The following is a 26,713-nucleotide window of genomic DNA, read 5'->3' as shown; positions in this document are numbered from 1 at the left end:
ATGATTGCCCGATTCCACAATCCAGTTGATACACGTTTCGGCTGGGGCAGCCTGCATGAGCTCGCCAACATTACTGAAAACCAGAAAGTCGCCCTTGTGACCTTTCCCGAGGCGCGTGGGCTGGGCTTGGTTGATCGCATTCAAGACCTGCTGGGCGACCGTCTGGTGTATGTGATCGAGGATGTTCAGCCTAATCCCGATGTGGCCCAGCTACGTGATACCTATGAGCGATTCTGGCAGCAGGCCGGCGAATGTCACGCGGTCATTGCAGTCGGTGGCGGCAGTGCCATCGATACCGCCAAGGCGCTGATTGTGGGTACTGAATCGGGGCACTTTGATGAATTGCTCGCGCTGCTGGCAACCGCAAAGCCCTTCGTCCCGGCGCGCAGCAAAATACTGATCGCGGCGCCCACCACGGCGGGCACCGGGAGCGAGGTGACGCCTTGGGCGACGATCTGGGATTCGGCCAGCCACAAAAAGTATTCGCTGCACCTGGAATGCACCTGGCCCAAGGTTGCCATTGTCGATCCAGAGTTGATGCTGACGGTTCCGGGAAGCGTCACGGTCTCTACGGGCCTGGACGCTCTGTCGCATGCATTGGAATCGGTCTGGAACATCAACGCCAACCCGGTTTCGGACACCTTCGCCATCTCCGCCATTGCCGACATCCTGGAATGCCTGCCGCTACTGCGTCGGGATCTCTCCAACAAGGAACTGCGTTCGCGCATGGCGTTGGCCGCGCTCAAGGCCGGGTTGGCGTTTTCCAACACCAAAACCGCCCTCGCCCATTCCATCTCCTACGAAATGACCCTGCGCTACGGCCTGCCGCACGGGATTGCCTGCTCCTTTACGTTGCCGCTGGTACTGGGCCTTGCCTGGGGCCACGACGCAGCGCGTGACCGAACCCTTCAACGAATATTCGGCAACGACCTGGACAAAGCCCAAAGTCAACTGCGTGAATTCCTGCATAGCCTGGACGTGAAAACAGAGTTTTCCGACTACGGTGTAACGGCGTCACAAGCCGAGCAAATGATCAGTTTCGCCATGCAGGGCGCGCGGGGCAAAAACTTCATCGGCTCTCAAGCTGCCTAGAGCCTGCCAGCCCAACCAAGCACTGTCAGCGGCATGACGAGCCGCGACGATTTCCTGCTGCACCCATAAAAGAGTGCACCCGCCGACACACCATCGGTGGGACCGAACAATAATAAGGAAAAGATCATGAATCGTGCCCAAACCATGCCTGCTCTGGCCGTCCACACCGCGTCGTTTCGAGTCGCTCAATGGCGCATGCTGCTGGCGGCGATGTTCTGTTATCTGTTTTTCTACACCGGCCGACAGACGTTCGGTTTCGCCATTCCGGGGATCCAGGCCGAGTTCGGCTTTACCAAGGAACACCTTGGATGGGCATCGGCCGCAATGCTCTGGGCTTATGCCATCGGCCAGGCAATCAACGGTAATCTCGCCGATAAATTTGGTGGCCGCCGCATCATGACCGCCGGTGCCGTATTGTCCTGCGCCGCCAACTGGGTGACCAGTTTCGCAGGCAATTTTGCCGCGCTGATCCTGCCTTGGGGCATCAACGGTTATTTCCAGGCCTTGGGCTGGGCGCCGGGCAGTCGGCTGATCTCCAATTGGTGGAGTGCCGGCGAGCGCGGCAAGGTCTATGGCTTGTACGTGTTCGCCGCCGGTTGCGCCTCCGTACTGTCTTACGTGACCTCGATCGTTGTGCTTGAGGTGATGCATCTGGAGTGGCGCTGGATCTTCAGGTTACCCGTGTTGTTGATGCTGGCAGGCGGCATCATCTTCTACCTGGTGGCGCGCGAACGTCCACAGGACCTGGGCTTCGAGCCACTCGCCGATACCGGGGTCGCCAACGCCGATGACAAAAATCACGAAGTGGCCCATGGCGAAGTCGAAACCTCTGCACAACGCTACAAAGCCGTCCTGAAAAACTTTCGTTTGATCATCGCCGCGGTGTCCCTGGGTTTCCAGAACGCTGCTCGCTATGGCCTGATCGTCTGGGTACCGGTGCACTTTCTGGGGGCCAACTGGAAGAGCGGCGACAGTATGGTCGATCCGAAGTGGATCACCGTTGCCCTGCCAGTGGGCATGGCCATTGGCGCGCTCAGTAATGGCTGGATTTCGGACAAATTGTTCGGGTCCAAACGCTACCTGGCGATCATGCTCTACATGTTCCTCGGTGCAGGCACCAGCTTGTGGATGTGGACCCTTGCACCTCACAGCGCGACCGGTCTCGTGGCGTTGTTCCTTTGCGGGTTCTTCGTGTACGGCCCTGCTTCCAGCTTTTGGGCGCTGTGCCCGGACCTGGTCGGAGCAAAGCGTGCTGGCACGGCAACCGGTGTGATGAACTTCTCGTCCTATTTGTTTGCGGGCCTGGCGGAACCCTTGATCGGCAGTATGCTCGACAGTACCGGCAATACGTCGTTGATCTTCATCGTGGTCACTGCCGCGTGCCTTTGCAGCGCTGTGGTTGCGCTGTTCATCAGGCGTTGAATACAAGGTTCAGAGACTTGAATCAAAGGTTACGGCTCAGGAACAGGATCTTTTATGTACCAGTACCACAAGTGGTTACGTTCTTTTCATGCGGTAGCGAAGACCGGCAGTTTCACCCTTGCTGCCGAGTACCTGAGCGTCGGCCAACCGACGGTCAGCGAGCAGGTCAACGCGCTGGAAAAGAAGTTTTCCGTGGAACTGTTCCACCGTCGTGGCCGCTATATCGAAATGAGTTCGGCGGGACACAAGCTCTATGCGATCACCCAGGGCCTGTTCGGCCAAGAGGATGAAGCCGTGCAACTTTTACAAAGTTTCAAGCAACGCAAGTCCGGTATGTTGCGCCTGGGTGCAGTTTCTCCGCCCATCGCAATGAACCTGACGTACGAATTGATGCAACAACATCCGGACATCGAACTGGAGACCTCGTTTTCTCCTGAAAAGGAAACGCTGGACCGGCTCTTCAACTTCGACATCGACGTGGCAATTCTGGCGTTGTCCGAATTCGACCAGCGTTTTGATACGCAGCTTTACCGGCGCTATCCGATCATTGCCGTCGTGCGTGACGACCATCCCTGGGCCAGTCAGGAAGAAGTGCACGTTGAGCAGATCAGCAGTGAACGGTGGGTGCTTCGGGAAAAAAGCTCACGCACTCGTCAGTTGGTGGAAGAAAGCTGCAAGCGCCTCGACGTCTCGCTGAACTGTGTCATGCAGTTGAACAGTCGCGAAGCCATCGTCCACGCCATCGCCAAAGGCATCGGCATTGGTTTTGTGTCTGCCGTCGAGTACACCGAAACCCCAGGTACAAAACCGATCACGTTTGTTAATCACCCGTTTTCCATCGACTACCACCTGTGCTGCCTCGGTATTCGCAGAAACCGGCCGATGATCGCGGAGTTGTTCGACTCAAGCCCGACACCCGCTATTTAACTCTGTAACGCACTTCAACAATCGATAAGCCTACTTCTCACTGATGAGAGGGACGGCCTCCCCCTACCCAAAAGTGGAGATTCACCATGCATTACAAACAACCTGCTCAACTGCAAGCCGTGGTCCTGGACTGGGCCGGCACCGTCGTTGATTTTGGCTCATTCGCCCCTACACAAATTTTCGTCGAGGCTTTCGCCGAGTTTGGCGTGGCGGTCTCTCTGGAGGAAGCGCGCGGTCCCATGGGCATGGGTAAGTGGGACCACATCCGCACATTATGCAACCAGCCACAGATCGCAGAGCGTTACCGAGCGGTGTTTGATCGCTTGCCGACCGATGAGGACGTCACAGCGCTTTATGAGCGTTTCATGCCGCTACAAATCGAGAAGATCGCTCTGCATTCGGCGCTGATTCCTGGCGCCTTGAACGCCATCGATGCGCTGCGCGGCCAGGGTTTGAAAATTGGGTCCTGCTCAGGCTACCCGGCCATAGTCATGGCAAAAGTGATGGAGCTGGCGCGCAACAATGGCTACGTTGCCGACCACGTGGTAGCGACCGACGAAGTGCCCAATGGCCGCCCACATCCAGCCCAGGCTTTGGCTAACGTGATCGCGTTGGGGATCAGCGATGTAGCCGCTTGCGTGAAGGTCGATGACACCTGGCCGGGCATCCTCGAAGGCCGTAGTGCCGGCATGTGGACAGTCGCGTTGACGTGCTCCGGCAACGCCCTGGGCTTGACCTACGATCAGTACAAAGCGTTGCCCTCCGACAAACTGGCAGAAGAACGCACCCGCATCATCAAGATGTTTGAAGGCTCTCGCCCGCACTACCTGATCGACACCATCGTCGAGTTGCCGGCCGTCATCGAAGACATCAATGCCCGCCTGGCACGCGGTGAAACACCTCAAGGTTGCTGACTCCACCCGGCGACTGAAGTGACCGTGGTTGCCCCCGGACGGCCCCCACCCAAAACAACAAGAGAGACTCGTCATGATCTACACCCCTCCTGGCACCCCCGGTGCCCTCGTATCCTTCAAGCACCGCTACGGTAACTACATCGGCGGCGAGTTCGTCGCGCCTGTCAAAGGCCAGTACTTCACCACGACTTCGCCCGTGAATGGCCAACCGATTGCCGAATTCCCGCGCTCCACTGCCGAAGACATCGACAAGGCCCTGGACGCTGCCCACGCCGCCGCCGATGCCTGGGGCGCCACGTCCGCCCAAGCTCGTTCGCTGGTGCTGCTGAAAATTGCCGACCGCATCGAGCAGAACCTGGAACTGCTGGCAATCACCGAATCCTGGGACAACGGCAAAGCCGTTCGCGAAACCCTCAACGCCGACATCCCGCTGGCTGCCGACCACTTCCGCTACTTCGCCGGTTGCATCCGGGCGCAGGAAGGCAGCGCCGCCGAGATCGACGGCAATACCGTGGCGTATCACATCCACGAACCACTGGGCGTGGTCGGGCAGATCATCCCGTGGAACTTCCCGATCCTGATGGCCGCCTGGAAACTCGCCCCGGCATTGGCCGCCGGCAACTGTGTGGTGCTCAAGCCTGCCGAGCAGACCCCGCTGGGCATTACCGTGCTGATGGAGCTGATCGGCGACCTGCTGCCACCGGGCGTATTGAACATCGTGCAAGGCTTCGGCAAAGAAGCCGGCGAAGCGCTGGCCACCAGCAAACGCATCGCCAAAATCGCTTTCACCGGCTCGACCCCGGTCGGCTCGCACATCATGAAATGTGCCGCCGAAAACATCATTCCGTCCACCGTGGAGCTGGGTGGCAAGTCGCCGAACATCTTCTTCGAAGACATCATGCAAGCCGAACCGTCCTTCATCGAGAAAGCCGCCGAAGGCTTGGTGCTGGCGTTCTTCAACCAGGGCGAAGTCTGCACCTGCCCGTCCCGCGCCCTGGTGCAAGAGTCGATCTACGACGACTTCATGAAAGTCGTGATGAAAAAAGTCCTGTCGATCAAACGTGGCGACCCGCTGGACACCGACACCATGGTCGGCGCCCAGGCGTCCGAGCAGCAATTCGACAAAATTCTTTCGTACCTGGAAATCGCCAAAGGCGAAGGCGCCGAGCTGCTGACTGGCGGCAAGATAGAAAAACTCGAGGGCAACCTGGCGACCGGGTATTACATCCAGCCGACCCTGCTCAAGGGCACCAATAAAATGCGCGTGTTCCAGGAAGAAATCTTTGGCCCGGTGGTGAGCATCACCACCTTCAAGGACGAAGCCGAAGCCCTGGCCATCGCCAACGACACCGAGTTCGGCCTCGGCGCCGGCCTCTGGACCCGCGACATCAACCGCGCCTATCGCATGGGCCGCGCCATCAAGGCCGGTCGTGTATGGACCAACTGCTACCACTTGTACCCGGCGCATGCCGCGTTCGGTGGTTACAAAAAGTCCGGCGTCGGCCGTGAAACCCACAAGATGATGCTTGATCACTATCAGCAGACCAAAAACCTGCTGGTGAGCTACGACATCAATCCGTTGGGCTTCTTCTAATGCTCGGGTAGTGAGCGACTAGTCAGAAACCAAGACGTGCCCTGTTGGATGAAAACACAGGGCACGTCAATGGATTCAAGCACTGAGGGGCAGTCGCTGCGATATTTTTCAGGGCTATTACTGTTGAGTGCCTGCCGGTCTACCCCGCGTCCACTTCATTGACCGGCAACGAAGCAAACATTTCAACGCGGCACACCTCAAGGATTTCATCCGCCAGTGCCGAATCATCCGGACAGGCACGCGACAAAATTATCGCACCGACCGCACGAGACAGGAGGTCGATCATTTTCTTTCTCCCCTCACCCGAAGCGGCATCCGGCTTCGTCGGGTATTTATTCCCCAGTGTTTGCAGGGTGTGCTCGATCCCTTCGGCAAACGTCGCTTTCACATCAACCGATTGACGCGCCGCGTCGCCACATAACGCGGCCATGGTGCAACCGTTGCCGCGTCCATCGCGATGTTCCCTGGTCACATAGACGTCGATAAAGCCCGGAACATCGAGCGATTCAGCCCCTTCCAGCGATTTGGAAAGGCTGCTGGCCGAGGCTTCGGCCATCAGGTCGGCCTTCGAACCGAAATGCTTGTAGAAACCTCCGTGGGTGAAACCGGCAGCCGCCATGAGGTCCGATATTCCAACGCCGTCGAAGCCGCGCTCACGGAACACCTCAGAGGCCGTCTCAACGATGTGCTCCCGATTGGCCTGCGCCTGGGCCTTGGTCACTCTCACGTGCAATACCTCATGTCGACTGGGAAATCATGCGCCCAATGATACATAGATGTTGATCACAATCAAAACCGTTGACAGTTTAGATTTCGATCATCATCCTAATTGCACGCACCACCGACCTCCATCAACAGGCACGGAAGACATACCAGATGACCGACCAGAATCTGTTCACCCCTTACACGCTTGGCGCTCTCACGCTGTCGAACCGTGTCGTCCTCGCGCCACTGACGCGCAACCGCGCAGGCGAAGGCTTTGTGCCAAGCGAGTTCGCAGCCACCTATTACAGCCAACGCGCCAGCGCAGGCTTGCTGATCAGCGAGGCCACGCAGATTTCCCGACAGGGCCAGGGCTATCAGGACACCCCCGGGATCTACACCCAGACGCAGATAGATGGCTGGCGCACAGTGACCGATGCCGTCCACGCCGAGGGCGGAAAAATCTTCCTGCAACTGTGGCATGTCGGTCGGGTGTCGCACGTTGATCTGCAAGAAAACGGCGCCGCTCCCGTGGCCCCTTCTGCGCTGCGCGCCGCCACCAAAGTATTCGTCAACAACCGCTTTGAAGACGTCTGCGAGCCACGCGCGCTGGAGATCAGTGAACTGCCGGGAATCGTCGCCGATTTCCGCCAGGCCGCGGCAAACGCTGTCGCCGCCGGGTTCGACGGTGTGGAGATTCACGGTGCGAATGGCTATTTGCTGGATCAATTCCTCAAGGACAGCGCCAACGTGCGCACTGATGCTTACGGCGGCTCGATTGAAAACCGTGCGCGTCTGTTGCTCGAGGTGACGGCAGCCGTCGTCAATGAAATCGGTGCGGATCGCACCGGTGTGCGCCTGTCGCCTGTGTCACCGGCCAATGGCGTTTCCAGCAGTGATCCGCAGGCGCAATTCGATTACGTCGTCGATCAACTCAACGCCCTCGGCGTCGTTTATCTGCACGTGGTGGAAGGTGCAACCGGTGGCCCGCGCGACGTGGCGCCATTCGATTTCGGCGCGCTGCGCCAGCGCTTCAAGAACACCTACATCGCCAACAATGGCTACGACCTGGACCTGGCGACTTCGCGGCTCGCCGAAGACCAGGCCGATCTGATTGCGTTCGGTCGCCCGTTCATTGGCAACCCGGATCTGGTGGAGCGCCTCCAGAGCGGTGCGCCGTTGTCCGCCTTCAATCCCGCCACCCTCTATGGCGGCGGCTCGGCAGGCTACATCGACTACCCGACGTTGGCTGAATCGAGCGCCACAGCACGCTGAGCAATCAATGAACGCGCTTTCTGTTTCCACACATCCTGAAAGAGAGATGAACCCATGAGCACTCGCCCTACCGTTCTCATCACCGGCGCCTCCACTGGCATCGGCGCCGTCTACGCCGAACGCTTCGCGCAACGCGGCCACGATCTCGTCTTGGTTGCCCGAGACCAGGCACGCCTGGACGCACTTGCAGCCCGGTTGCGCAGTGAACACGACGTCGCCGTCGAGGTGATTCCGGCGGACCTGACCCAACTCAGCGATCTGACAACGGTTGAAGCACGCCTGCGCGACGACGCCCGTATCGGCATCCTCGTCAATAACGCTGGCGCTGCGCTGTCCGGCAACTTCATCGACCAAAGCACCGACCGTGTTGCGCAATTGGTCGCCCTCAACACCACGGCGCTGGTGCGGCTCGCCAGCGCCATCGCCCCACGCCTGGCCAAAGCAGGCGACGGTGCGATCATCAACATCGGTTCGGTGGTGGGTCTGGCGCCGGAGTTCGGCATGTCGGTCTACGGTGCGACCAAGGCGTTTGTGCTGTTCCTTTCCCAAGGCCTGAGCCTGGAACTTTCGCCTCAGGGCGTCTACGTGCAGGCCGTGCTGCCGGCGGCAACCCGCACAGAGATCTGGGATCGCTCCGGCATCGACATCAACACCCTGAACGAAATCATGGAAGTGGGCGATCTGGTGGATGCCGCACTGGTCGGTTTTGATCGGCGTGAGCCTGTGACGATCCCGCCGCTGCACGAAGCTGAACGCTGGGATGACCTTCAGACCGCACGTCAGGGCCTGCTGGGACAGATCCGCCAGTCGGCGGTTGCCCAGCGCTACCAAATCCCGCAGTGATCTTTTTGTAGCGAACACCCAGGCAGGATTCGATGCAGGCGCCCAAGGCACTGCATCGAAAGCGGCCCTCTGTTCGGAGTAGACATGGCTCCCACGAATACAAATGACCCCACTGGCTCGCAGGCATCGTTCGTCAATGCGGCGAACCAGTCGATCACGGTCAACGGCATTCCCTTCGCCTATCGCGACGTTGGACCCAAGACCGACGTGCCCCTCGTGCTGTTCAACCATTGGGGGGCGGTGCTGGACAACTTCGACCCCGGGATCATCGATGGCCTGGCGCAAACAAGGCGCATCATTGCCACCGACTATCGCGGCATCGGCAGCTCTGGTGGAACCGCGCCTCTGACGGTCGGCGAGATGGCTGACGATGCCATTCAACTGATCCATGCGCTGGGGTTCGAAACTGTTGATGTGCTTGGTTTTTCACTCGGCGGTTTCGTCGCTCAAGACATCGCCCTGAAGGCGCCCGAATTGGTGCGCCGCTTGATTCTGACCGGCACTGGGCCGGCCGGCGGCACCGGTATCGACAAGGTTGGCACGGTGTCGTGGCCATTGATGCTCAAAGGCTTGCTGACCCTGCGCGATCCCAAGTTCTACCTGTTCTTTACGTCGACGCCCAATGGCCGTCGATCCGCCTCGCAGTATTTGCAACGCCTGAAAGTGCGCAAAAAAAATCGCGATAAAAAACCGACGCCCAGCGCCTTTCTCCGGCAGTTGAAAGCCATCATTGCGTGGGGCAGACAGGCCCCTCAAGACCTCGGGCGCTTGCGGACGCCGACGCTGATCGTCAACGGCGATAACGACATTATGGTGCCCAGCGTTAACTCGATTGCGCTGGCTGACCGCATCCCCAACACACAACTGGTGATTTATGAGGATGCCGGCCACGGCGGCATTTTCCAGCACTACGCTGACTTTGTAGCCAAGGCACTGGCGTTCCTTGATGCCTGACAACACCGCATGTTGACGCCGAAAACGCTCCGCCCTCCTTCCAACCTGACAAGAGCCGTACAACGATGAAGGCATTTTTAATTGATCGCTATGGCAAGAACACCGGGCGCATTGGCGAAGTCCCCGTCCCCGCGGTGGGCGCCCACGACGTCTTGATCGAGGTACACGCCAGCAGTGTCAACGTGCTGGATTCGAAGATCCGCAAAGGCGAATTCAAACTGATCCTGCCCTATTCATTTCCGCTGGTACTGGGCAATGACCTGGCGGGCGTGGTGGTTGAGGTTGGCGCGCAAGTGAACCGGTTCAAACCGGGAGACGAAATCTACGCTCGCCCGCCCGAAACGCGGATCGGCACGTTCGCCCAATTGATCGCCGTGAACGAAAACGCAATCGCCCTGAAACCCGCCAATATCACCATGACACAAGCTGCGTCCATCCCCTTGGTCGCACTGACCGCCTGGCAAGTGCTGGTCGAAACGGCCCGACTGGAAAAGGGCCAGAAAGTGCTGATCCATGCCGGTTCCGGCGGCGTCGGCACCCTTGCCATCCAGCTGGCTAAACACCTTGGTGCCTTTGTCGCGACCACCACCAGCACCGCAAATGTCGAATGGGTGAAAGCGCTGGGGGCCGATCTGGTGATCGACTACACACAGCAGGACTTCGAGAACGTCTTGCATGACTACGACGTGGTGTTGAACAGCCTCGGCGCGGATGTACTGGAGAAATCACTCAAGGTCCTCAAGCCTGGCGGCCAACTCATTTCCATCTCAGGACCACCCACTGCGCAGTTCGCGCAGGAGCAAGGGTTGTCCTGGCCATTGAAGCAAGTCATGCGCCTGCTGAGCCTCGGTATTCGGCGCAAGGCACGCCAGCGGGACGCCAGCTACGCGTTCGTGTTCATGCGGGCCAATGGCGCCCAACTGCAACAAATCACCGCGCTCATTGAGGCCGGAATCATCAAACCTGTGGTTGACCGCTCCTTCACCTTTGAATCAACGGCAGAGGCATTGAAGTACGTCGAGCAGGGACGCGCCAAGGGCAAGGTTGTTGTTACGATCAAATGAATACCTTCGAAGGAGCCTGGAACCCCGGGGGACAATTCAGTTGTCAGGTGGACGGCGAGAGGACGGGGCGTCCTCTTCTCTGAATTCGCGTGCTAAATGAGTTTCGCTGTTTCCGTTGACCCTTTATTGACAGGACGGATCTTGAACCAGATGGAGTACATCGCTGGCAGGAACACCAGCGTCATGATGGTGCCGACGAAGGTGCCTCCGATCAGGGTGTAGGCCAGCGTCCCCCAGAAGACGGAGTGTGTCAGGGGAATGAACGCCAGGATGGCGGCGAGTGCAGTCAGCAGTGGTAAGTATCAAAAAATGACGACGACATCTGAAATCTGCGACACCGGTTGCGGGCTCAACGCCACGCTGCGCATCATCTCGGGCAAGTGGAAACCGCTGGTCTTGTTTTTCCTGCGCGACGGCCCGAAACGCTATGGCGAGCTCAAGCGTTTGATCCCGGGCGTCAGCGACAAAGTCCTGATCCAGCAGTTGAAGGATCTGGAAGCCGATCAGGTGCTGGCACGGACCGACTACAAGGAAGTGCCCCCGCGCGTGGACTACACGCTAACCCCGCTCGGCCGTAGCCTGGCTGATGCGATCATCCCGCTGTGCACCTGGGGAACCGAGAATGCGGCGCAAATGGCAAGCATCTTCGCCAAGCGCGACGCTTTGGCCTAGCGCGATGCTGACGAACCGCTGAGGGGGACGATTTTGCGCAGGCGTGCGCCGTCTTTTCGCAAAGCGAACACCTGAGCCGCCACGCCAACAACCAGCGCAAGGGCTATAAAACCCAGCGCACCTTTGAGCAGTGGCGAATTCGGGTCAGTGACGATGGGGTGGCCATCGGGGACTCGACGCAACGTCTCCGAGACGGTAGGGACCATCAGGAGGAACGCCGTCAAGCTCAGAAGGATGGTTTCAAGGTACACCCCTGCCCGACCCAGCCACGTAACGAAGCCGACCCCGTAGCCGACGAGCAATAGCACGATCGTGGCCGCCCCGATCACAGGGCTGATCGGTTGATGGGCCACCAGAAACACAGTAAAGCCGCCGATCAGCATCGAGACGAGGTAGGCAAGGCCGGCCCGCGACCGTGGCACGATGCGCCCGTGCCTGATGAACATATAGGCCGCCAAGGGAATGGCTGGCAGGCTCCCGAGGGTGTGTACCCAGCCAAGGGCAGAGATCCCGAACATTCGATTGTTCCTTTTTTGATTGGATGATGTACATGACGCAGCGAACGCCGTTGCGTTGCCGATCAACCGCGTGAAAGCGTTATGATTCCGGGGTTCAGACTATTGAAGGCGTGGCCGGACTGATATGACGGATCTACTCGAAGACTTGACCATTCGTCCAGAGCTGCAGTTAGAGGGGCTGGCCACAGGGGATCTGCTCTCCCAGGTATTAGCGCAGATTCGTCTGACCGGGGACCGCGTCTACTCCACCACACAGGGTTTGGGTCAACGCCTGACGCTGGACGAAAAAAGCTCGCACATCTGCGTCCTGCAAAAGGGACAGCTCCACATCGAAAGCGCCGACGGGCAGGTCCAGACGATCGAACAGGGCGACATCCTGCTGCTGCCCCACGACCCGTCATCGTTGAGCATCACCGCCTCCAAGGGACCTGCGTCGCTCGTCATTTGTCGATTCTGGTTCGATGCCAGCAGCTTCCAGGCCATGCTGTTCGCCTTGCCGTGGCTGATCCATATCAAGCACGCCGAAGCTGCAGCGTGGTCGGAAGGTATCCTGCATTTCATGCTCATCGAGGCCAATGACACGCAGCCTGGAGGCGCGTTGATGATTTCGCGCCTCATTGATCTCACCGTCATTCGCATCCTGCGAACCTGGGTTCAGCACGGCATGGCGTCAGGCTGGTTAGGCGGCTTGTCCGACGAGCGCATCGCCCGAACCCTCAGAGCCATCCATGAAAAGCCCGGGCAACAATGGCGCATCGATGCACTCGCCACGATCGCCGGCATGTCACGCTCAAGCTTCTGCGATCGGTTCAGCGCCCTGGTGGGGCGCTCACCGTTGCGTTACCAGAATGAATGGCGACTGACCCTGGCAAAAACGATGCTGGCCAGGCACAACAGCCGCATCGGCGAGGTGGGATTCGCGATTGGCTACGAGTCCGAGGCTTCTTTCAGCCGCGCCTACAAGGCGTATTTCGGACGCTCGCCACGGGACGACAACAGCCAGAGCGCGGTTGAAGAGCACGTTTGAATCAGACTCGTCGCCGCCTGGAAAACCCCTTCACGCTCACACCTGATCCATCGCCTCGACCAACCCCATATCCTCACCCAAAAACCCGCCGCTCTGATGCTGCCAAAGCCGCGCATAGAGGCCGTTCTTCCCCAGCAATTCGGTGTGAGTGCCCTGCTCTACAATGCGTCCGTCATCCATGACGATGAGCCGGTCCATGGCCGCAATCGTGGACAGCCGATGGGCGATGGCGATTACGGTCTTGCCCTGCATCATTTCATCGAGGCTTTCCTGAATCGCCACTTCGACTTCCGAGTCCAGCGCGCTGGTGGCCTCGTCCAGCAGCAGGATCGGCGCGTTCTTGAGCATCACCCGGGCAATCGCGACACGTTGGCGCTGGCCGCCCGACAGCTTGATGCCGCGCTCACCCACGAGGGTGTCGTAGCCAGTGTGGCCTTGCCGGTCGCTCAGTTGGCTGATGAACTCATGGGCCTGGGCATTGGCCGCGGCGCTGCGGATTTGTGCGTCGGTCGCATCGGGACGGCCATAGGCGATGTTGTCGCGGATGGAACGGTGCAGCAGCGAGGTGTCCTGCGTGACCATGCCGATGGCGCTGCGCAAGCTGTCTTGGGTCACGTGTGCGATGTTTTGGCCGTCGATGCGAATCTCCCCGCTGTCGACGTCATAGAAGCGCAGCAGCAGGTTGATCAGCGTGGATTTGCCGGCGCCGGAGCGGCCAACCAGACCGATTTTTTCGCCTGGGCGGATGCTCAGGCTCAGGCCATCGAGCACCTGGCGTTCGCCGTTGTAGTTGAAGCTCACGTTATCGAAGGTGACCGCGCCACCGGAAGTCGCCAGCACACTCGCGTCCGGCGCATCCTTCACCTTGGGGCCACGGGTAAAGGTGGCCATGCCATCCTGCACGGTGCCGATGCTCTCGAACAGCGAGGTCATCTGCCACATGATCCAGTGCGACATGCCATTGATACGCAACGCCATGGCGGTGATTGCCGCCACGGCACCCGCGCCGACTTCACCCTGGTGCCATAGCCACAGCGCATAGCCACCGGCGGCCATGATCAACGCCACCACCAACGCCTGGTTGACGATCTCGAACTGGCTGACCAGGCGCATCTGACGAAAGCCGGTTTGCTTGAAGTCCTCCATCGCGGCACGCGCGAAATGCGCTTCACGATTGGAGTGTGAAAACAGCTTCACCGTCGTGATGTTGGTGTAGGCATCCGAGATACGCCCGGTCATCATCGACCGCGCATTGGCCTGTTCCTGCCCGACTTTCCCAAGGCGAGGCACGAAATACAGCATGGCCAGTCCGAACAACGCGACCCAGGCAAGGAACGGCAGCATCAGTTTCAGGGCGAAGCCACCGGCCAGGGCGATGATCGCGATGAAATACACCCCGATCCCGGGGGCGATCTCGATCAGGGTGAACAGCACGTCGCGCACGGCCAGCGCCGTCTGCATCACCTTGGTCGTCACCCGTCCGGAAAACTCATCGGAAAAAAACGAAAGGCTTTGCCGCAGCATCAGGCGATGGAAGTCCCAGCGCAGCCGCAACGGCAAGTTAATCGCCAAGATCTGGTGCTGCACCATGGTGCGTAGCGCAACCAGCCCGACACTGCCCACCATGACGATGCCCATGCCCCACAGCACGCGACTTTCCTGCGCCGCCGCTTCACCGCCGGCCTGCCAGGTCGAGAGCAGGTCCACGACCTGTCCGAGGAAGGAAAACAGCCAGGCTTCGTAAATCGACACCGCGGCACTGAGCAGCGCCAGCGCAAGGATGTAACCGCGGGCGCCCCGCGTACAGGCCCACAGGAAGCGAGCCAGGCCAGCGGGCGGCGGAGGTACCTCGTCAGGAGGAAAAGGGTCGAGCCTTCGTTCAAACGCACGAAGCATGGTGTTCTCCAAAACGGTCAAGTTGAGGGGATTCTGCCATTGAACGGTTGCTTTGAGGGTTTTGCGACGTTGAGGCAGGGCGCTGTTGGCAGCTTGCTTGGCCAATAGCGGACGTTCATCTCAGGCACGCCACGCCGGGTTCTCAATCAAAAGCGCCATACCCTGCCCGCCGCCAACACAGGCCGCGGCGACCCCGTAACGCAGATTGTGCTCACGCAGTTGTCGCGCCAGGGTCAACACCAGACGCAGGCCACTGGCGGCCAAGGGATGTCCGAGCGCCAGTGAACCACCCTGAACGTTCAGGCGCGAACAGTCCAGTTCCAGCTCCCGTGCCACCGCCAGGACTTGGGCAGCCTGGGCTTCATTGATTTCAAAGCGGTCGATCTGCTCCAGGTTCAAGCCACTGCGCTGCAACAACAGGTGAATTGCCGGTGCGGGCCCGATACCCATGAATTCCGGCGCCACGCCCACCACCGCGCTGGCGCGCAGCAACGCCAACGGTGTATCCCGACAGGCCGAAGCACGCCCGACCAGGGCGGCTGCCGCGCCATCGACCACCGCACAACTGTTGCCGGCGGTTTGCACCCCGCCTTCGTGCACGGTGCGCAATCGGGCCAACGCCGCGATTTCTCCGGGCCGTGGGTGACTGTCTTCACTCACCATGTCGACACCGCGTGACAGGCGAATGCCGCGTGGCTGATAACCTTCCTGCTCAAACACCTGATGCCCCACGGCAACGATCTCGGGTGCCAGCCAGCCCGATTGTTGTGCCGCAAACGCCCGCTGATGACTAGCGCAGGCGTAGGCGTCCACCGCTTCGCGACTGAGCCCATAACGCCGCGCCAGGTTGTCGGCGGTGGTGATCATGTCCACCCCGGGAGCCGGGTCGTACAACGCCTCCCAGAGAAAATCCTTGAATTGCACTTGTGCACCAAGGCGGAAGCCACCTCGATGGGTGTAGGCCGCAATCGGATTGCGCGACATCGATTCGGCGGCCACGCACAGCGCCAATTGCACACCGTCACCCAGTTGCCCGGCGGCCTGGCGCAGCAGTTCGAAACCGGTGGCGCAGATGCGCTGTACCCCCAGTGCCGGTACCGATTGCGCCACGCCGCTGTAGAGGCCGATGTGCCGTGGCAGCATGTAGGCATCGAAACTGGCCTGGGCCATGGAACCCGCCAGCACGCTGTCTACCGCCAGCGGATCGACTCCCGAGCGAGCCAGTACTTCGCGCCCGACCTTGATGCCCAGGTCGATCGGCGAAACCTCGGCCAGTGCACCACCCAGATCCACCCACGGCGTGCGCACCGCATCGAAAATCGCCGCATCGGCAAAGACCGAGTATTGCCCGCCTGCGCTCACAACTTCGCTCCAGCGCGCAAGATGGCCGGATCGAGCCCGCGATACAGCGCCTCGACCTGCTCCGCACGCCACTGCAAGACTGCACGCTGATTGATCGAGCCCTTGTCGGTGATTTCCCCCCGGTCGATGGACGCCGGCTCATCGAGCAAGGCGATCCACTCCAGGCGACTGGCATTGCCCGTAGCCTCACGATTGAGTCGCTGCAACCAGCCGGCGAACCACTCACGCACCGGCGCGCTGGCCAACACCTCGGTGTCGCTGGCACTGGCCGCCAACCCAGACAGCCGTCGGCATTCAAACATCCGCGCAAAGACCAACGCGCCCAGGCATTCACGATCCGGCGCGGTCACCACCAGGTCCTGGACATAGGGCGAACCTTCGAGCACCGCACGACTGCGCAAAGGCCCGACGCTGACGAACACCCCGGACGACAACTTGAAATCTTCGGCGATGCGCCCGTCGAACATCAGCCCCAATTGCGGATCACGCGGGTCGGCGAGCTTGAGCGCATCGCCGGAACAGTAGAAACCCTGCGGGTCGAACGCTTCGAGGGTCTGCTGCGGCGACCGCCAGTAGCCGGGCATGATGTGCGGCCCACGAAAGCGCCCTTCCAGCTTGCCGTCTACCGGCACCAGACGCACCTCACAACCTGGCGCTGGAAGGCCGACATAACCGGCCATGGACAACGGCCCGGTGGTGAAGGTGCAAGACGGCGAAGCCTCGGTCATGCCGAGCCCGGCCATCATCCGGATACGCTCACCGCAGTGCTGTTCGGCGACACGTTCGAGACGGTCCCAGACACTTTGCGACAGACCGGCTGCGGCAAAAAAGAACAGGCTGATGCGCTTGAAAAAGACCTCCCGCAGCTCCGCGTCCTGCTCCAGTGCCGAGGCCAACTCTTCCCAACCCTTGGGCACGGTCAGATAAGCCGTGGGCGACACGTCCTTGAGGTTGCGCAGGGTCTGCGCGAAACCCTGCGCCGTGGGCTTGCCGTCGTCCAGATAGAAGCTGCCACCGTTGTAAAGCACGATGCCGACGTTATGGCTGCCGCCGAAAGTGTGGTTCCACGGCAGCCAGTCCACCAGTACCGGCGGCTCTTCGCCGAACACCGGAAACGTCTGCAACAGCATCTGTTGGTTAGCGCACAGCATGCGTTGGGTGGTGATCACCGCCTTGGGCAGTTTGGTCGAGCCGGAGGTGAACAGGAACTTGGCGATGCTGTCCGGTCCCGTGCGGGCAAACGCGGCTTCGGCCTCGGCACCGCCCGGCTGCTCAAGCAGGCTGGCGAAGCTGACCTGCCGGCGTCCGGCGATTTCCCCCCGAACGGTAATCATGGGCGTTTCAGCCGGCAGCACCGCCTCGATGGCTCGCTGGTAGGGCGCGGCATCACTGACAAACACCAGGCCGGGCTGCAGCAGGTCGCAGACATGACGCAGCTTGGCGAAATCCTGGGACAACAGCGAATAGGCCGGCGACACCGGGCAGTAAGGAATGCCCGCGTATAGGGCGCCGAAGGCGAGTTGCAAATGCTCGATGTCATTGCCCGAGAGCAATACCAGCGGTTTGTCCGCCGACAGGCCATAGCTCAACAGGCTTTGAGCGATGGCCCGGACACTGTCGAGCATCTGGGCGTAACTGATCCGGCGCCACTCGCCGTCGGCCTGGCGTGCGGCGATGAAAGTCTGCTCGGGACGCACCCGGGCCCACTGCACCAGACGGTCAAGCAGCCGAGGCGGATAGTCGGCCAATGGCTCCAGGGAGCGCATGTGCAAGGCGCCCTGTTGCTCGGTCACCTCAACCGCTGCGCGACCGATGGACACGTGACGGTAGCGCGGCGCACTGGCCTCGATATGGGGTTGCGATCTGAATTCGGAACTCACGTGCTTGTTCTCCATCAAGGCACGCCACCTCCCAGCCGCACGAATGGGCAGGGTGGTGGCTGCAGCCTTTTTATTGTTATGGGTGCTGTTCAGATCGGGTAATGCCGTGGTCCATGCTGCAAGGTGACCCAGCGTAACTGGGTGAAATGCTCGATGGACGCCTTGCCACCAAAGCTGCCGTAACCGCTGGACTTGACCCCGCCAAAAGGCATTTGCGCTTCGTCGTGTACGGTCGGGCCATTGATATGGCAGATGCCCGACTCGACCCGCTGGGCCAGTGCCAGGGCACGCCCGGTATCGCGACTGAAAATCGCTGCCGACAAACCGAACTCAGAATCGTTGGCCAGACGCAGCAATGCTTCATCGCCCTCCCCGCGCAACACCACCGCCACCGGGCCGAAGGATTCTTCACGGTACAGACGCATGGTCTCGTTGACGCCATCGAGCAGGGTCGGCTGCAAAATGCTGCCGTCCAGTTGTCCACCGACCACCAGCCGCGCGCCCTTGGCCAGGGCATCGTCGATCAGCCCCTTGATGCGTGTTCCGGCACTGGCATCCACCAGCGATCCGAGCACCGAGTCCGTCAGCGCAGGATCACCGGCGCGCAGGGTCGAGACCTTGGCCGCCAGTTTGGCGACGAAGGCATCGGCGACTTTCGCATCGACGATCAGCCGCTCGGTGGACATGCAAATCTGTCCCTGATTGAAGTACGCACCAAAAGCCGCCGCTTCTACCGCCGCCTCCAGGTCGGCATCATCGAGCACCAGCAACGGCGCCTTGCCGCCCAACTCCAGCAAGGCCGGTTTGAGATGGCGCGCCGAGAGTTCGCCGACAATGCGCCCGACGTGAGTCGAACCGGTGAAATTGACCCGGCGCACCGCCGGGTTGGCGATCAGCCGCTCGACAATCGCCGCGGCATCCGCCGGGGCATTGCTGATGACGTTGACCACGCCATCGCCCAAACCTGCATCCTGCAAGACCTGGCCGATCAGACGGTGCACCGCCGGGCTCAACTCGGAAGCCTTGAGCACCACGGTATTGCCGCACGCCAGCGGCATGGCGATGGCGCGGGTGGCAAGAATCACCGGGGCGTTCCACGGGGCAATGCCCAGCACTACACCGCAGGGTTGACGCAGGGCCATGGCAAAACTGCCCGGCACATCCGAGGGGATAACTTCGCCATTGATCTGCGTGGTCATCGACGCCGCTTCACGCAGCATGTTGGCCGCCAGCTTCACGTTGAAACCGTACCAGTTGGCCATGGCCCCGGTTTCACCGGCGACCGCGATGAATTCGTCGCTGCGCACCTGCAACTGCTCGGCCGCCTTGAGTAAACGGGTGCGGCGTTCATTGGGCGCCAGGGCGGCCCAGACGGGAAACGCTGCCTGGGCCGCAGCCACCGCGGCATCGGCATCTTCCAGGGTGGCCGCGGCAACCCGCGATACCACTTCACCGGTCACCGGGTTGCGGCGTTCGAAGGTTCGACCGTCGCGGGCAGGCAGCGACTGGCCGCCAATCAGCAGGGGCACGTCCAGCATGGTGATTCCTCTTTATTGTCTTTATCGGGAATACAGTCGAGCGATGCAGAGCGCCGGGGCAGACGTGCACCCGGCGATCAGTCTCAGCGCTTGTAGGCCTGCAAGCCGGGCTTGATGCTCTTGTCGTCGAGGAACTGCTTCATGCCCTGCTCGCGGCCACCTTCAGTGTCGAGCAGGCGCGACTGGTCAAGCTTGGCGTACAGGTAGTCTTCGTTCTGCTCCCAGGTCAGCTCGCGGCAGCGCTTGAAGCCATGCTTGGCCGCACGCAGCACCACCGGGTTTTTCTCCAGCAGGTTGCGCGCCAGATCCACGGTGACTTCACGCAGTTTCGCTAGGGGAACGCTTTCGTTGACCAGTCCCATTTCGGCGGCTTTCTGCCCACCGAACGTCTTGCCGGTCATGATGTAGTAGAGCGATTGGCGATGGCCCACGGTGTCGGCCATGGCCTTGCTCACCAGGTTGCCCGGCGGAATGCCCCAGTTGATTTCCGAGAGGCCGAAGGTCGCTTCGTCGGCGCAGATTGCCAGGTCACAGGCTACCAGTGGGCTGAAGCCGCCACCGAAACACCAGCCGTTAACCATGGCGATGGTCGGCTTGGCATACATGCGCAGCAGCTTCCATTGCCATTGCGAGGCTTCGCGGCGGATTTTTTCCTGAAGGATCTCCGGGCCCGCGTCCACCTCGCGAAAGTACTCCTTGAGGTCCATGCCCGCGGTCCAGGCGTCACCGGCACCGGTCAGCACCAGCACGCCGGCCGCGGGATCCTGTTCCAGGGTTTCCAGCACATCGATCATTTCCCGGTTGAGTGTCGGGCTCATGGCGTTGCGTTTTTCCGGGCGATTGAGAATGACCCAGGCGATGCCTTCTTCGATTTCTACCTTAACGGTTGTCCAGCGACCTTCGTAGTTGCTCATGGCGTTGCTCTCTTGTTCTTGGCTTGAAGATGACTGGAAATTAAAGGACCTAATTAGTTATGTCAATTAACTATTATTCGAATTAACCATTTTTTTGTTCACCCGAAAATATCCTCCGAACCCATCGCCATGAACAACGGGCATAGCTATCAGCCGCCAACCCCGGCAAACTAGATACGCTTGTTAACCTCCACCTCTCCAGGATTCACCCGCAATGGCCAAGCCTTCCCCCCTCGCCGATCAAAGCGAATCCCCATCCGCCACCGCCCAGATGCAGGCACCGCTGGATTCGGCACTGGACGACCTGATCGGCTACGCGATGCGGCGCGCCCAACTCAAACTGTTCCAGAACCTGATCGGTCGCCTGTCAGCCCACGACCTGCGCCCCGCGCAGTTCTCGGCCCTGGCAATCATCGAGCAGAATCCAGGGCTGATGCAGGCCGACCTGGCCCGGGCCCTGGCCATCGAGCCGCCGCAGGTGGTGCCACTACTCAATAAACTGGAAAGCCGCGCGCTGGCGGTGCGGGTGCGCTGCAAGCCGGACAAACGCTCCTACGGAATCTTCCTGAGCAAGACCGGCGAAGCCTTGCTCAAGGAGCTCAAGAAAATCGCCGCGCAAAGCGATTTCGACTCCACTTCATCGCTGACTGGCGAAGAGCGCGAGGAGCTGCTGCGCTTGCTGAGAAAGGTTTATCAGGACTGAACACACGCGCCCGGCGAGGAACACCGCAGGACCCGGGATTACCAGATCGGCAAGGTATAGAGCACCAGGAAACGGGTCTGGTTTTCATCGCGGAATGCTGCGCCGGCCGGGAAGTCATTGCGGTAGATCGCCTTGCGCGCCAACAGCCCTACGTTTTTCAGCGGGCCGCTCTGAATCACATAACCCAGCTCCATCTGGAATTCGCGCTCCTTGCGGTCCTCGGCGTTGTAGGCGGCCAACTCGATATTGTCGCCGCGCACGTAACGCAACCTTCCCTTCAAACCGGGCACCCCGGACGCGACGAAGTCGTAGTCATAGATCGCTTGCCAGGTGCGCTCCTTGGCGTTGAGAAAATCCGAAGCCATGGTCAGTTCGCTCATGCCCATTAGCTCGGTGCCGGAGATGTACGGCGTTGCCGTGTCGCCACTGGCGTGCATGTAGCCGAGGCTCACCCGGTGCCCGCCGAAGCGGTAGCCGAACAATGCCGAGAGGTTGCGGTTGTCCACTCTGCCCGCCTTGGCGCTACCATCCTCGCGACTGAAAAAGCTGCGCAAGTCGCTGGTGAACACACCTTCGCCGAGCGGCAGGTTATGCAGCAATGCCAGGGTGTCCTGCTGGTACAGGTCGGCCACCTCGGCATGGTAGGCGCGCAGGCTCAGGTCCTTGTTGACCTGGTAATCACCCCCCAGATAAGCCAGGTGCGAGGTGGTTGCCGCGCCGTTGAATCGCCGGTTTGGCGTGGCGATGCTCATGGCCTGATAGTCCGTGGAGTCACGCTTGTTGATGCGATCGATGTAACCGGTGTTGAGGGTCAGGCCATCGATATCCCTGGAACTGAGCGTGGTGCCGCGAAAGGTCTGTGGCAGCAGTCGCGAAGGGCTGGCAAAGGCAAACGGAAGGAAGATCGAGACATCACCGCTCTTGATCGTCGTCTGGGCAAACCGCAATTTGGCCGTCGGAGCCAGCCGCGAATAGTCATCCGCCGCGCGCTTGTCACTGGCTGACACCGGCAACAGTTCAGTACCGCTGCGATCCGGAGCGGAGTCGAGCTTGACCCCCAGCAGCCCCCGCACATCCAGACCAAAGCCTACAGTCCCTTCGGTAAACCCCGACTCCATGCCCATGATGAAACCCTGGGCCCATTCCCGCGCGGCCGTCTTGGCGCCGCCGTCCTGATATTCACGGTCCATGTAGTAATTGCGCAGGATCAAGTTTGCGTGACTGTCCTCGATAAACCCTTCGGCCCTCAGTTGAGAAGGCAGAACGCTGGCGCCAAGCAACGCCACCACCCACCCTGGAGTGGCACGGGAGACGCAGGCGAGCGATGTGACTGAACCGGTGTTCATGCGGCGATTTGGCATGTTCGATGTCCACTTCTTATTGTTGTTTTTGGGTGCCGTTCCCGCAGGGGCTTGCCGGCTTCACGAACACAGAATGGAAACAGCCAAGGGGCGTCGTCAATCGCAGATGACCGATAATCGAACATTAATATTATTATCTATTTTTAATTTAAACCGAGCGTCAACACTTAATAGGCTGTTTTTTATGTCTTTATTTTCTGTTTTCGTGGCTTTTACAACATCATTCTTTTTTTAGTTATCTTTGTTATCTTAATCACCAGCAGTCACTCACGGCGCCCCTTCGCACGGACGGCTCGACTGCATAACAAAAACAACAATGAGGTTCACCCATGGACAGTCCATCGCGTCGCTCGACGCTGACAATCGCTTTGTGCTTTATCGTTGCGCTGATCGAGGGGTTCGATCTGCAGGCTGCCGGTACCGCTGCCGCAGGATTGCGGCAGAGTTTTGCCCTGGACCCGAAGATGATGGGCTGGGTGTTCAGCGCCGGGATCATTGGCTTGCTGCCGGGTGCGTTTTTTGGCGGCTGGGTGGCCGATCGTATCGGCCGAAAGAAAATCCTCGTCGGCGCCGTACTGCTGTTCGGTGTCTTCTCCCTCTGCACCGCCTATGTCGAGAGCTATTCCAGCCTGCTGCTGGTGCGCTTCATGACCGGCCTGGGCCTGGGTGCCGCCCTGCCTAACCTGATTGCCCTGTGTGCCGAGGCCGTGAGCGAGCGCCATCGCGGCACCGCCATCAGCGTCATGTACTGCGGCGTGCCCCTGGGTGGCGCGCTGGCGGCTGTGGTGGCGATGTTTTCCAGTGAACACTGGCAAACCACCTTCATCATCGGCGGTCTGACGCCCTTGCTCGTGGTGCCGCTGATGGCCCTGCTGCTGCCCGAATCCACTGCGTTTCGCCAGCAACACGTCACGACCAGCAACCCACGCTCGTCTACCGCCCAGGCGCTGTTCGGCGAAGGACGCGCACGCTGCACGCTGGCCTTGTGGTTGAGCTACTTCTTCACCCTGACCGTGATGTACATGCTGCTCAACTGGCTGCCCTCGCTGTTGCTGGAACAGGGTTTCAGCAAGCCCCAGGCAGGCATGGTGCAGATGCTGTTCAACATCGGCGGCGCCATTGGTTCGCTGCTCGGCGGGGTGATGCTGGACCGCTGCAACGGCCTGAAAGTGGTGCTGTTCGTGTACGCCGGGGTGTTGGCGGCGCTGGCCGGGGTCGGCCTGTCAGTGGGTATCGTGCCGATGGCCATCGCCGGGTTTGCCGTCGGGCTGTTCGTCATGGCCGCACAGCTGGTGCTGTATGCACTGGCGCCCCCGTCCTACCCGACGTCGGTGCGCGCCACCGGTGTCGGCGCGGCCGTGGCCATCGGCCGACTCGGTTCGGTGGCAGGTCCCTTGGCCGCCGGCCAGATCCTCGCCGCCGGTGCCGGCACCACTGGTGTGCTGCTAGCAACTTCACCTGGATTGGTCATCGCCGCGCTGTCGATCCTGACGGTGATCGCCCGCCATGGTGCGATCACCGAGCCGCAACCAGAGGCGGCAAACTGAGCCCCATTACCAATGGTTTCAATAATGAAAATGCCCGGCAATTGGCCGGGCATTTTTGAGGGATAGCAAGCCAACTGTCCGGTTATCGTTTGATCGCATCGACATTCTGGCGAACAACGCTTGGGCGCTCCCCCTTCTACGTCCGCTGCAACACCGACTCACCCGCCTTCGCCGGCAATCGCAGGTTGTCCAGCAACGCCACGGCCGCCACCACGGCGACACACAGGAACGTCAGCTGAAAGTCGACCGTCTCTGCGGTCCCGGTATTGCCATGGATGCTCATTGAGAGTCGCAGCAGCAACGCGCCCGTGGCCACCCCCATCGCCATGCTCAGCTGGAAGAACATACTGAACAAGGTCGAGGCGTCGCTCATCTGCTCCTTGGGGACATCGGCAAAGCCCAAGGTGTTGAACGCGGTGAACTGTATGGATCGCGACAAACCGCCGACAAACAGAATGCACATGACCAGTGCCCAACTCATCTGCGGGTCCAGCCAGGCACACGCCGCTATCGCCAGTACACCAAGGACACCGTTGATCATCAGCACCGGGCGAAAGCCCCAACGTTGCATCACCCTGGTCGTGAACGGCTTCATGGCCAGGTTGCCGGCAAAGACGGCCAGCACCAGAAGCCCTGAATCCAGCGCAGAAAGCCCGAAGGCCAGTTGAAACATCAGCGGCAGGAGAAACGGCAAGGTGCTGATGGCGATGCGAAAGATCGACCCACCACACAGACAGACGCTGAAGGTACGGACAGCCAATACGTCCAGCGCCAGCAACGGTTGCCCATGCCGACGCATATGGCGCCAGGCCAGAACACCGAGCATCCCCCCTGCACTACTGAGCGCCAATGCCGACAGCCCGTTGGCCGGACTTTGCCCGAGCAGCTCCATACCGAACAGCAGCGCCGCGCTGGCGCCGCCCGCGAGCACGAAACCCATGAAATCGAAGGACCGCGCAATGACCTGCTCTTGCCTGGGAATCAGCACGAGCGCAGCGATCATGGCCAACACGCCCAATGGCAGATTGAGGTAGAAAATCCACGGCCAGGCCGCGTGGGTGACGATGAACCCGCCCAAGGGTGGGCCGAGTATCGGGGCGACCAGACCGGGCCAGGTGATAAAGGAGATGGCCCGCACCAGGTCTTTCTTCTCGGTCGAGCGAAGTACCGCCAGACGCCCGACCGGCACCATCATCGCGCCGCTGATGCCCTGCAGCACGCGCGCGGCGACAAAGGCCGGCAGGCTGTCACTCAAGCCACAGAGCAACGAAGACAGGCTGAACAGTACGATCGCCGAACTGAATATCAGGCGTGAGCCGAAGCGGTCGGCCAACCAGCCGCTGATCGGAATGAACACCGCCACCGCGAGCATGTACACGCTCATGCCGATGTTCACATCCACCGCCGGCACGCCGAAGGTTCTGGCCATGTCCGGCAGCGCGGTGGCGATGACCGTGGCGTCGAGGTTCTCCATGAAGAACGTGACCGCGACCAAAAGGGCAATCAATGTTGAGCGACGTTGCGACATCAGTTATCCCCACCCATGAGCCTCTTCGATAAAGTGCAGCACTGCACTCGAACGCTCGTCAATCCGTGAAATCAGCGACAGCTCACTGACCATTTCCGCTTGATCCAGCGGCACAATGCGTATGCCCGGCATCGTCAGGCGGGTCATGGTTTCAGGCACGATGCTCAGGCCGATGCCGGCGGCCACCAGCCCGGGAATGCTCATCAGCGACGGCACGTACATGATGTTCTGCGGGTGCAACTGGTTTTGCCGGCAGGCCTGGAGCGTGTGGGAAGTCAGGCCGATGCCGGCGCTGTCCTGCAGGAACACGAACTTTTCATGCCGTAGCGTGGCCAGGTCTCCGCTGAAGCTGTCGACCAGTTCATGGTTGTCCGGGATCAGCAGGACGAGTCTGGACTGGCTGAAATGATGGGTACGCAGCCGGTCCGGCAGGTGATCCTTGAACACCCGGGCAAAGGCCAGGTCGAGCTTGTGGTCGAGCAACATGTCGAACTGCGCGCGAATACCCGCGTCCACCAGTGACACCTTGACCTCGGGAAACGTGCTGAAGTAATGCCGGAGCAATTGCGGCAAGTTGGCCTCAAACAAGGCGGAGTGGTAGCCGATGTTGATCTCGCCCACCTCCCCCCGCCTCGCACGCCGGGCAGCGGCGATTGCCAGTTCGCTGGACTCGATGGACTGCCGCGCGTGGGGCAGAAACGCCTCGCCAGCAGCGGTCAACGCCACCCCGCGGTTCTCCCGGCGGAACAATACCAGCCCCAGCTCGGACTCGAGCGTGCGCATCAATTGACTCAGCGCCGGTTGCGCAATGCCCAGTTGCTCGGCCGCACGACTAAAATGTTGCAGGTCGGCCGCAATCACAAAGGCTTTCAGGTGACGCAGTTCCATAATCCTTACCCATAAGGCCAGCTTATCTATTTATCGGGATTTCGATAATTATTCTGCAGACAGTATGGGTTAACGTCTACTCACTTCGACGT

At 60.4% G+C, this 26,713-nt stretch carries 23 protein-coding genes and 2 pseudogenes; 14 read left to right on the top strand and 11 right to left on the bottom strand.

The window, feature by feature from the left end; translation table 11 throughout:
• The 5 genes from psrA to exaC all read left to right on the top strand — a co-directional run bounded on the left by psrA (position 1) and on the right by exaC (position 5,949).
• Positions 1-1,092: an iron-containing alcohol dehydrogenase PsrA gene (gene psrA, locus AC07N8_RS24185; protein ID WP_483843985.1), complete on the top strand. Its 1,092-nt coding sequence runs from the start codon at positions 1-3 to the stop codon at positions 1,090-1,092.
• A 126-nt stretch (positions 1,093-1,218) separates the two neighbouring features.
• The gene (locus AC07N8_RS24180) at positions 1,219-2,514 is read left to right on the top strand and encodes an MFS transporter (RefSeq protein ID WP_493146024.1); all 1,296 of its coding nucleotides are present in this window, start codon (positions 1,219-1,221) and stop codon (positions 2,512-2,514) included.
• 54 nt (positions 2,515-2,568) lie between these two features.
• Entirely contained in the window at positions 2,569-3,441 is an 873-nt protein-coding gene (locus tag AC07N8_RS24175; RefSeq protein ID WP_483843983.1) for a LysR substrate-binding domain-containing protein, read from the top strand.
• A gap of 86 nt (positions 3,442-3,527) precedes the next feature.
• Positions 3,528-4,355, top strand: coding sequence for a phosphonoacetaldehyde hydrolase (gene phnX, locus AC07N8_RS24170; protein WP_483843982.1), 828 nt, complete (start codon positions 3,528-3,530; stop codon positions 4,353-4,355).
• Positions 4,356-4,428: 73 nt separating this feature from the next.
• The gene (gene exaC, locus AC07N8_RS24165) at positions 4,429-5,949 is read left to right on the top strand and encodes an acetaldehyde dehydrogenase ExaC (RefSeq protein WP_493146022.1); all 1,521 of its coding nucleotides are present in this window, start codon (positions 4,429-4,431) and stop codon (positions 5,947-5,949) included.
• A gap of 139 nt (positions 5,950-6,088) precedes the next feature.
• On the opposite strand, the gene AC07N8_RS24160 is transcribed toward exaC, so the two are convergent.
• Entirely contained in the window at positions 6,089-6,676 is a 588-nt protein-coding gene (locus AC07N8_RS24160) for a TetR/AcrR family transcriptional regulator (RefSeq protein ID WP_493146020.1), read from the bottom strand.
• Positions 6,677-6,825: 149 nt separating this feature from the next.
• Between AC07N8_RS24160 and AC07N8_RS24155 the strand changes: the two genes are divergently transcribed.
• The 4 genes from AC07N8_RS24155 to AC07N8_RS24140 all read left to right on the top strand — a co-directional run bounded on the left by AC07N8_RS24155 (position 6,826) and on the right by AC07N8_RS24140 (position 10,787).
• On the top strand, positions 6,826-7,926 hold the full coding sequence (locus AC07N8_RS24155) for an alkene reductase (RefSeq protein ID WP_483843743.1): 1,101 nt from the start codon (positions 6,826-6,828) through the stop codon (positions 7,924-7,926).
• A gap of 54 nt (positions 7,927-7,980) precedes the next feature.
• The gene (locus AC07N8_RS24150) at positions 7,981-8,769 is read left to right on the top strand and encodes an SDR family NAD(P)-dependent oxidoreductase (RefSeq protein ID WP_483843742.1); all 789 of its coding nucleotides are present in this window, start codon (positions 7,981-7,983) and stop codon (positions 8,767-8,769) included.
• 84 nt (positions 8,770-8,853) lie between these two features.
• Positions 8,854-9,723 (top strand): alpha/beta fold hydrolase, encoded by an 870-nt coding sequence (locus AC07N8_RS24145; RefSeq protein ID WP_493146017.1) that lies wholly within the window; start codon positions 8,854-8,856, stop codon positions 9,721-9,723.
• A gap of 65 nt (positions 9,724-9,788) precedes the next feature.
• On the top strand, positions 9,789-10,787 hold the full coding sequence (locus AC07N8_RS24140; protein ID WP_493146016.1) for an NADP-dependent oxidoreductase: 999 nt from the start codon (positions 9,789-9,791) through the stop codon (positions 10,785-10,787).
• A 92-nt stretch (positions 10,788-10,879) separates the two neighbouring features.
• Here the strand turns inward: AC07N8_RS24140 and AC07N8_RS24135 are convergent.
• Positions 10,880-11,080 (bottom strand): annotated as a pseudogene (locus AC07N8_RS24135) (hypothetical protein); the annotation flags it as partial.
• Between the two features lie 16 nt (positions 11,081-11,096).
• Between AC07N8_RS24135 and AC07N8_RS24130 the strand changes: the two are divergent.
• The gene (locus AC07N8_RS24130) at positions 11,097-11,459 is read left to right on the top strand and encodes a winged helix-turn-helix transcriptional regulator (protein WP_056744504.1); all 363 of its coding nucleotides are present in this window, start codon (positions 11,097-11,099) and stop codon (positions 11,457-11,459) included.
• Here the strand turns inward: AC07N8_RS24130 and AC07N8_RS24125 are convergent.
• The gene (locus AC07N8_RS24125) at positions 11,456-11,977 is read right to left on the bottom strand and encodes a hypothetical protein (protein ID WP_493146015.1); all 522 of its coding nucleotides are present in this window, start codon (positions 11,975-11,977) and stop codon (positions 11,456-11,458) included. The two genes, AC07N8_RS24130 and AC07N8_RS24125, sit on opposite strands and share 4 nt — an antisense overlap.
• 124 nt (positions 11,978-12,101) lie before the next feature.
• Here AC07N8_RS24125 and AC07N8_RS24120 point away from each other — a divergent pair, with 124 nt between their 5' ends.
• Positions 12,102-13,004 (top strand): AraC family transcriptional regulator, encoded by a 903-nt coding sequence (locus AC07N8_RS24120; protein WP_493146014.1) that lies wholly within the window; start codon positions 12,102-12,104, stop codon positions 13,002-13,004.
• A gap of 36 nt (positions 13,005-13,040) precedes the next feature.
• Here the strand turns inward: AC07N8_RS24120 and AC07N8_RS24115 are convergent, their stop codons facing one another.
• The 5 genes from AC07N8_RS24115 to AC07N8_RS24095 form a co-directional block, all read right to left on the bottom strand.
• The gene (locus tag AC07N8_RS24115) at positions 13,041-14,900 is read right to left on the bottom strand and encodes an ABC transporter ATP-binding protein (protein ID WP_483843737.1); all 1,860 of its coding nucleotides are present in this window, start codon (positions 14,898-14,900) and stop codon (positions 13,041-13,043) included.
• A 120-nt stretch (positions 14,901-15,020) separates the two neighbouring features.
• The gene (locus AC07N8_RS24110; RefSeq protein WP_483843736.1) at positions 15,021-16,262 is read right to left on the bottom strand and encodes a thiolase family protein; all 1,242 of its coding nucleotides are present in this window, start codon (positions 16,260-16,262) and stop codon (positions 15,021-15,023) included.
• Positions 16,259-18,142 (bottom strand): feruloyl-CoA synthase, encoded by a 1,884-nt coding sequence (locus AC07N8_RS24105; protein ID WP_483843735.1) that lies wholly within the window; start codon positions 18,140-18,142, stop codon positions 16,259-16,261. The genes AC07N8_RS24110 and AC07N8_RS24105 overlap by 4 nt, the downstream gene beginning before the upstream one ends.
• An 89-nt stretch (positions 18,143-18,231) precedes the next feature.
• The gene (locus AC07N8_RS24100; RefSeq protein WP_483843734.1) at positions 18,232-19,680 is read right to left on the bottom strand and encodes an aldehyde dehydrogenase; all 1,449 of its coding nucleotides are present in this window, start codon (positions 19,678-19,680) and stop codon (positions 18,232-18,234) included.
• Positions 19,681-19,763: 83 nt separating this feature from the next.
• Complete coding sequence (locus AC07N8_RS24095) at positions 19,764-20,594, bottom strand: p-hydroxycinnamoyl CoA hydratase/lyase (RefSeq protein ID WP_483843733.1); 831 nt, start codon at positions 20,592-20,594, stop codon at positions 19,764-19,766.
• A 214-nt stretch (positions 20,595-20,808) separates the two neighbouring features.
• Between AC07N8_RS24095 and AC07N8_RS24090 the strand changes: the two genes are divergently transcribed.
• The gene (locus AC07N8_RS24090; RefSeq protein WP_483843732.1) at positions 20,809-21,297 is read left to right on the top strand and encodes a MarR family transcriptional regulator; all 489 of its coding nucleotides are present in this window, start codon (positions 20,809-20,811) and stop codon (positions 21,295-21,297) included.
• A 38-nt stretch (positions 21,298-21,335) separates the two neighbouring features.
• Here AC07N8_RS24090 and AC07N8_RS24085 read toward each other — a convergent pair whose 3' ends face one another.
• Positions 21,336-22,643 (bottom strand): OprD family porin, encoded by a 1,308-nt coding sequence (locus AC07N8_RS24085; RefSeq protein WP_483843748.1) that lies wholly within the window; start codon positions 22,641-22,643, stop codon positions 21,336-21,338.
• 344 nt (positions 22,644-22,987) lie between these two features.
• Between AC07N8_RS24085 and mhpT the strand changes: the two genes are divergently transcribed.
• The gene (mhpT, locus tag AC07N8_RS24080) at positions 22,988-24,205 is read left to right on the top strand and encodes a 3-(3-hydroxy-phenyl)propionate transporter MhpT (RefSeq protein ID WP_493146013.1); all 1,218 of its coding nucleotides are present in this window, start codon (positions 22,988-22,990) and stop codon (positions 24,203-24,205) included.
• A 55-nt stretch (positions 24,206-24,260) separates the two neighbouring features.
• A pseudogene (locus AC07N8_RS24075) lies at positions 24,261-24,359 on the top strand (hypothetical protein); the annotation flags it as partial.
• Here AC07N8_RS24075 and AC07N8_RS24070 read toward each other — a convergent pair.
• Positions 24,342-25,733 carry an MFS transporter gene (locus AC07N8_RS24070; RefSeq protein WP_493146012.1) on the bottom strand — a complete coding sequence of 464 codons (1,392 nt, stop codon included), beginning with the start codon at positions 25,731-25,733 and terminating at the stop codon, positions 24,342-24,344. The pseudogene AC07N8_RS24075 and the gene AC07N8_RS24070 overlap by 18 nt on opposite strands.
• 3 nt (positions 25,734-25,736) lie before the next feature.
• Entirely contained in the window at positions 25,737-26,621 is an 885-nt protein-coding gene (locus AC07N8_RS24065; RefSeq protein WP_483843729.1) for a LysR family transcriptional regulator, read from the bottom strand.
• Positions 26,622-26,713 lie beyond the last annotated feature (92 nt).

Source organism: Pseudomonas sp. GW821-FHT10C09 (assembly GCF_059415465.1).
This window is presented reverse-complemented; position numbering and strand designations above follow the sequence as displayed.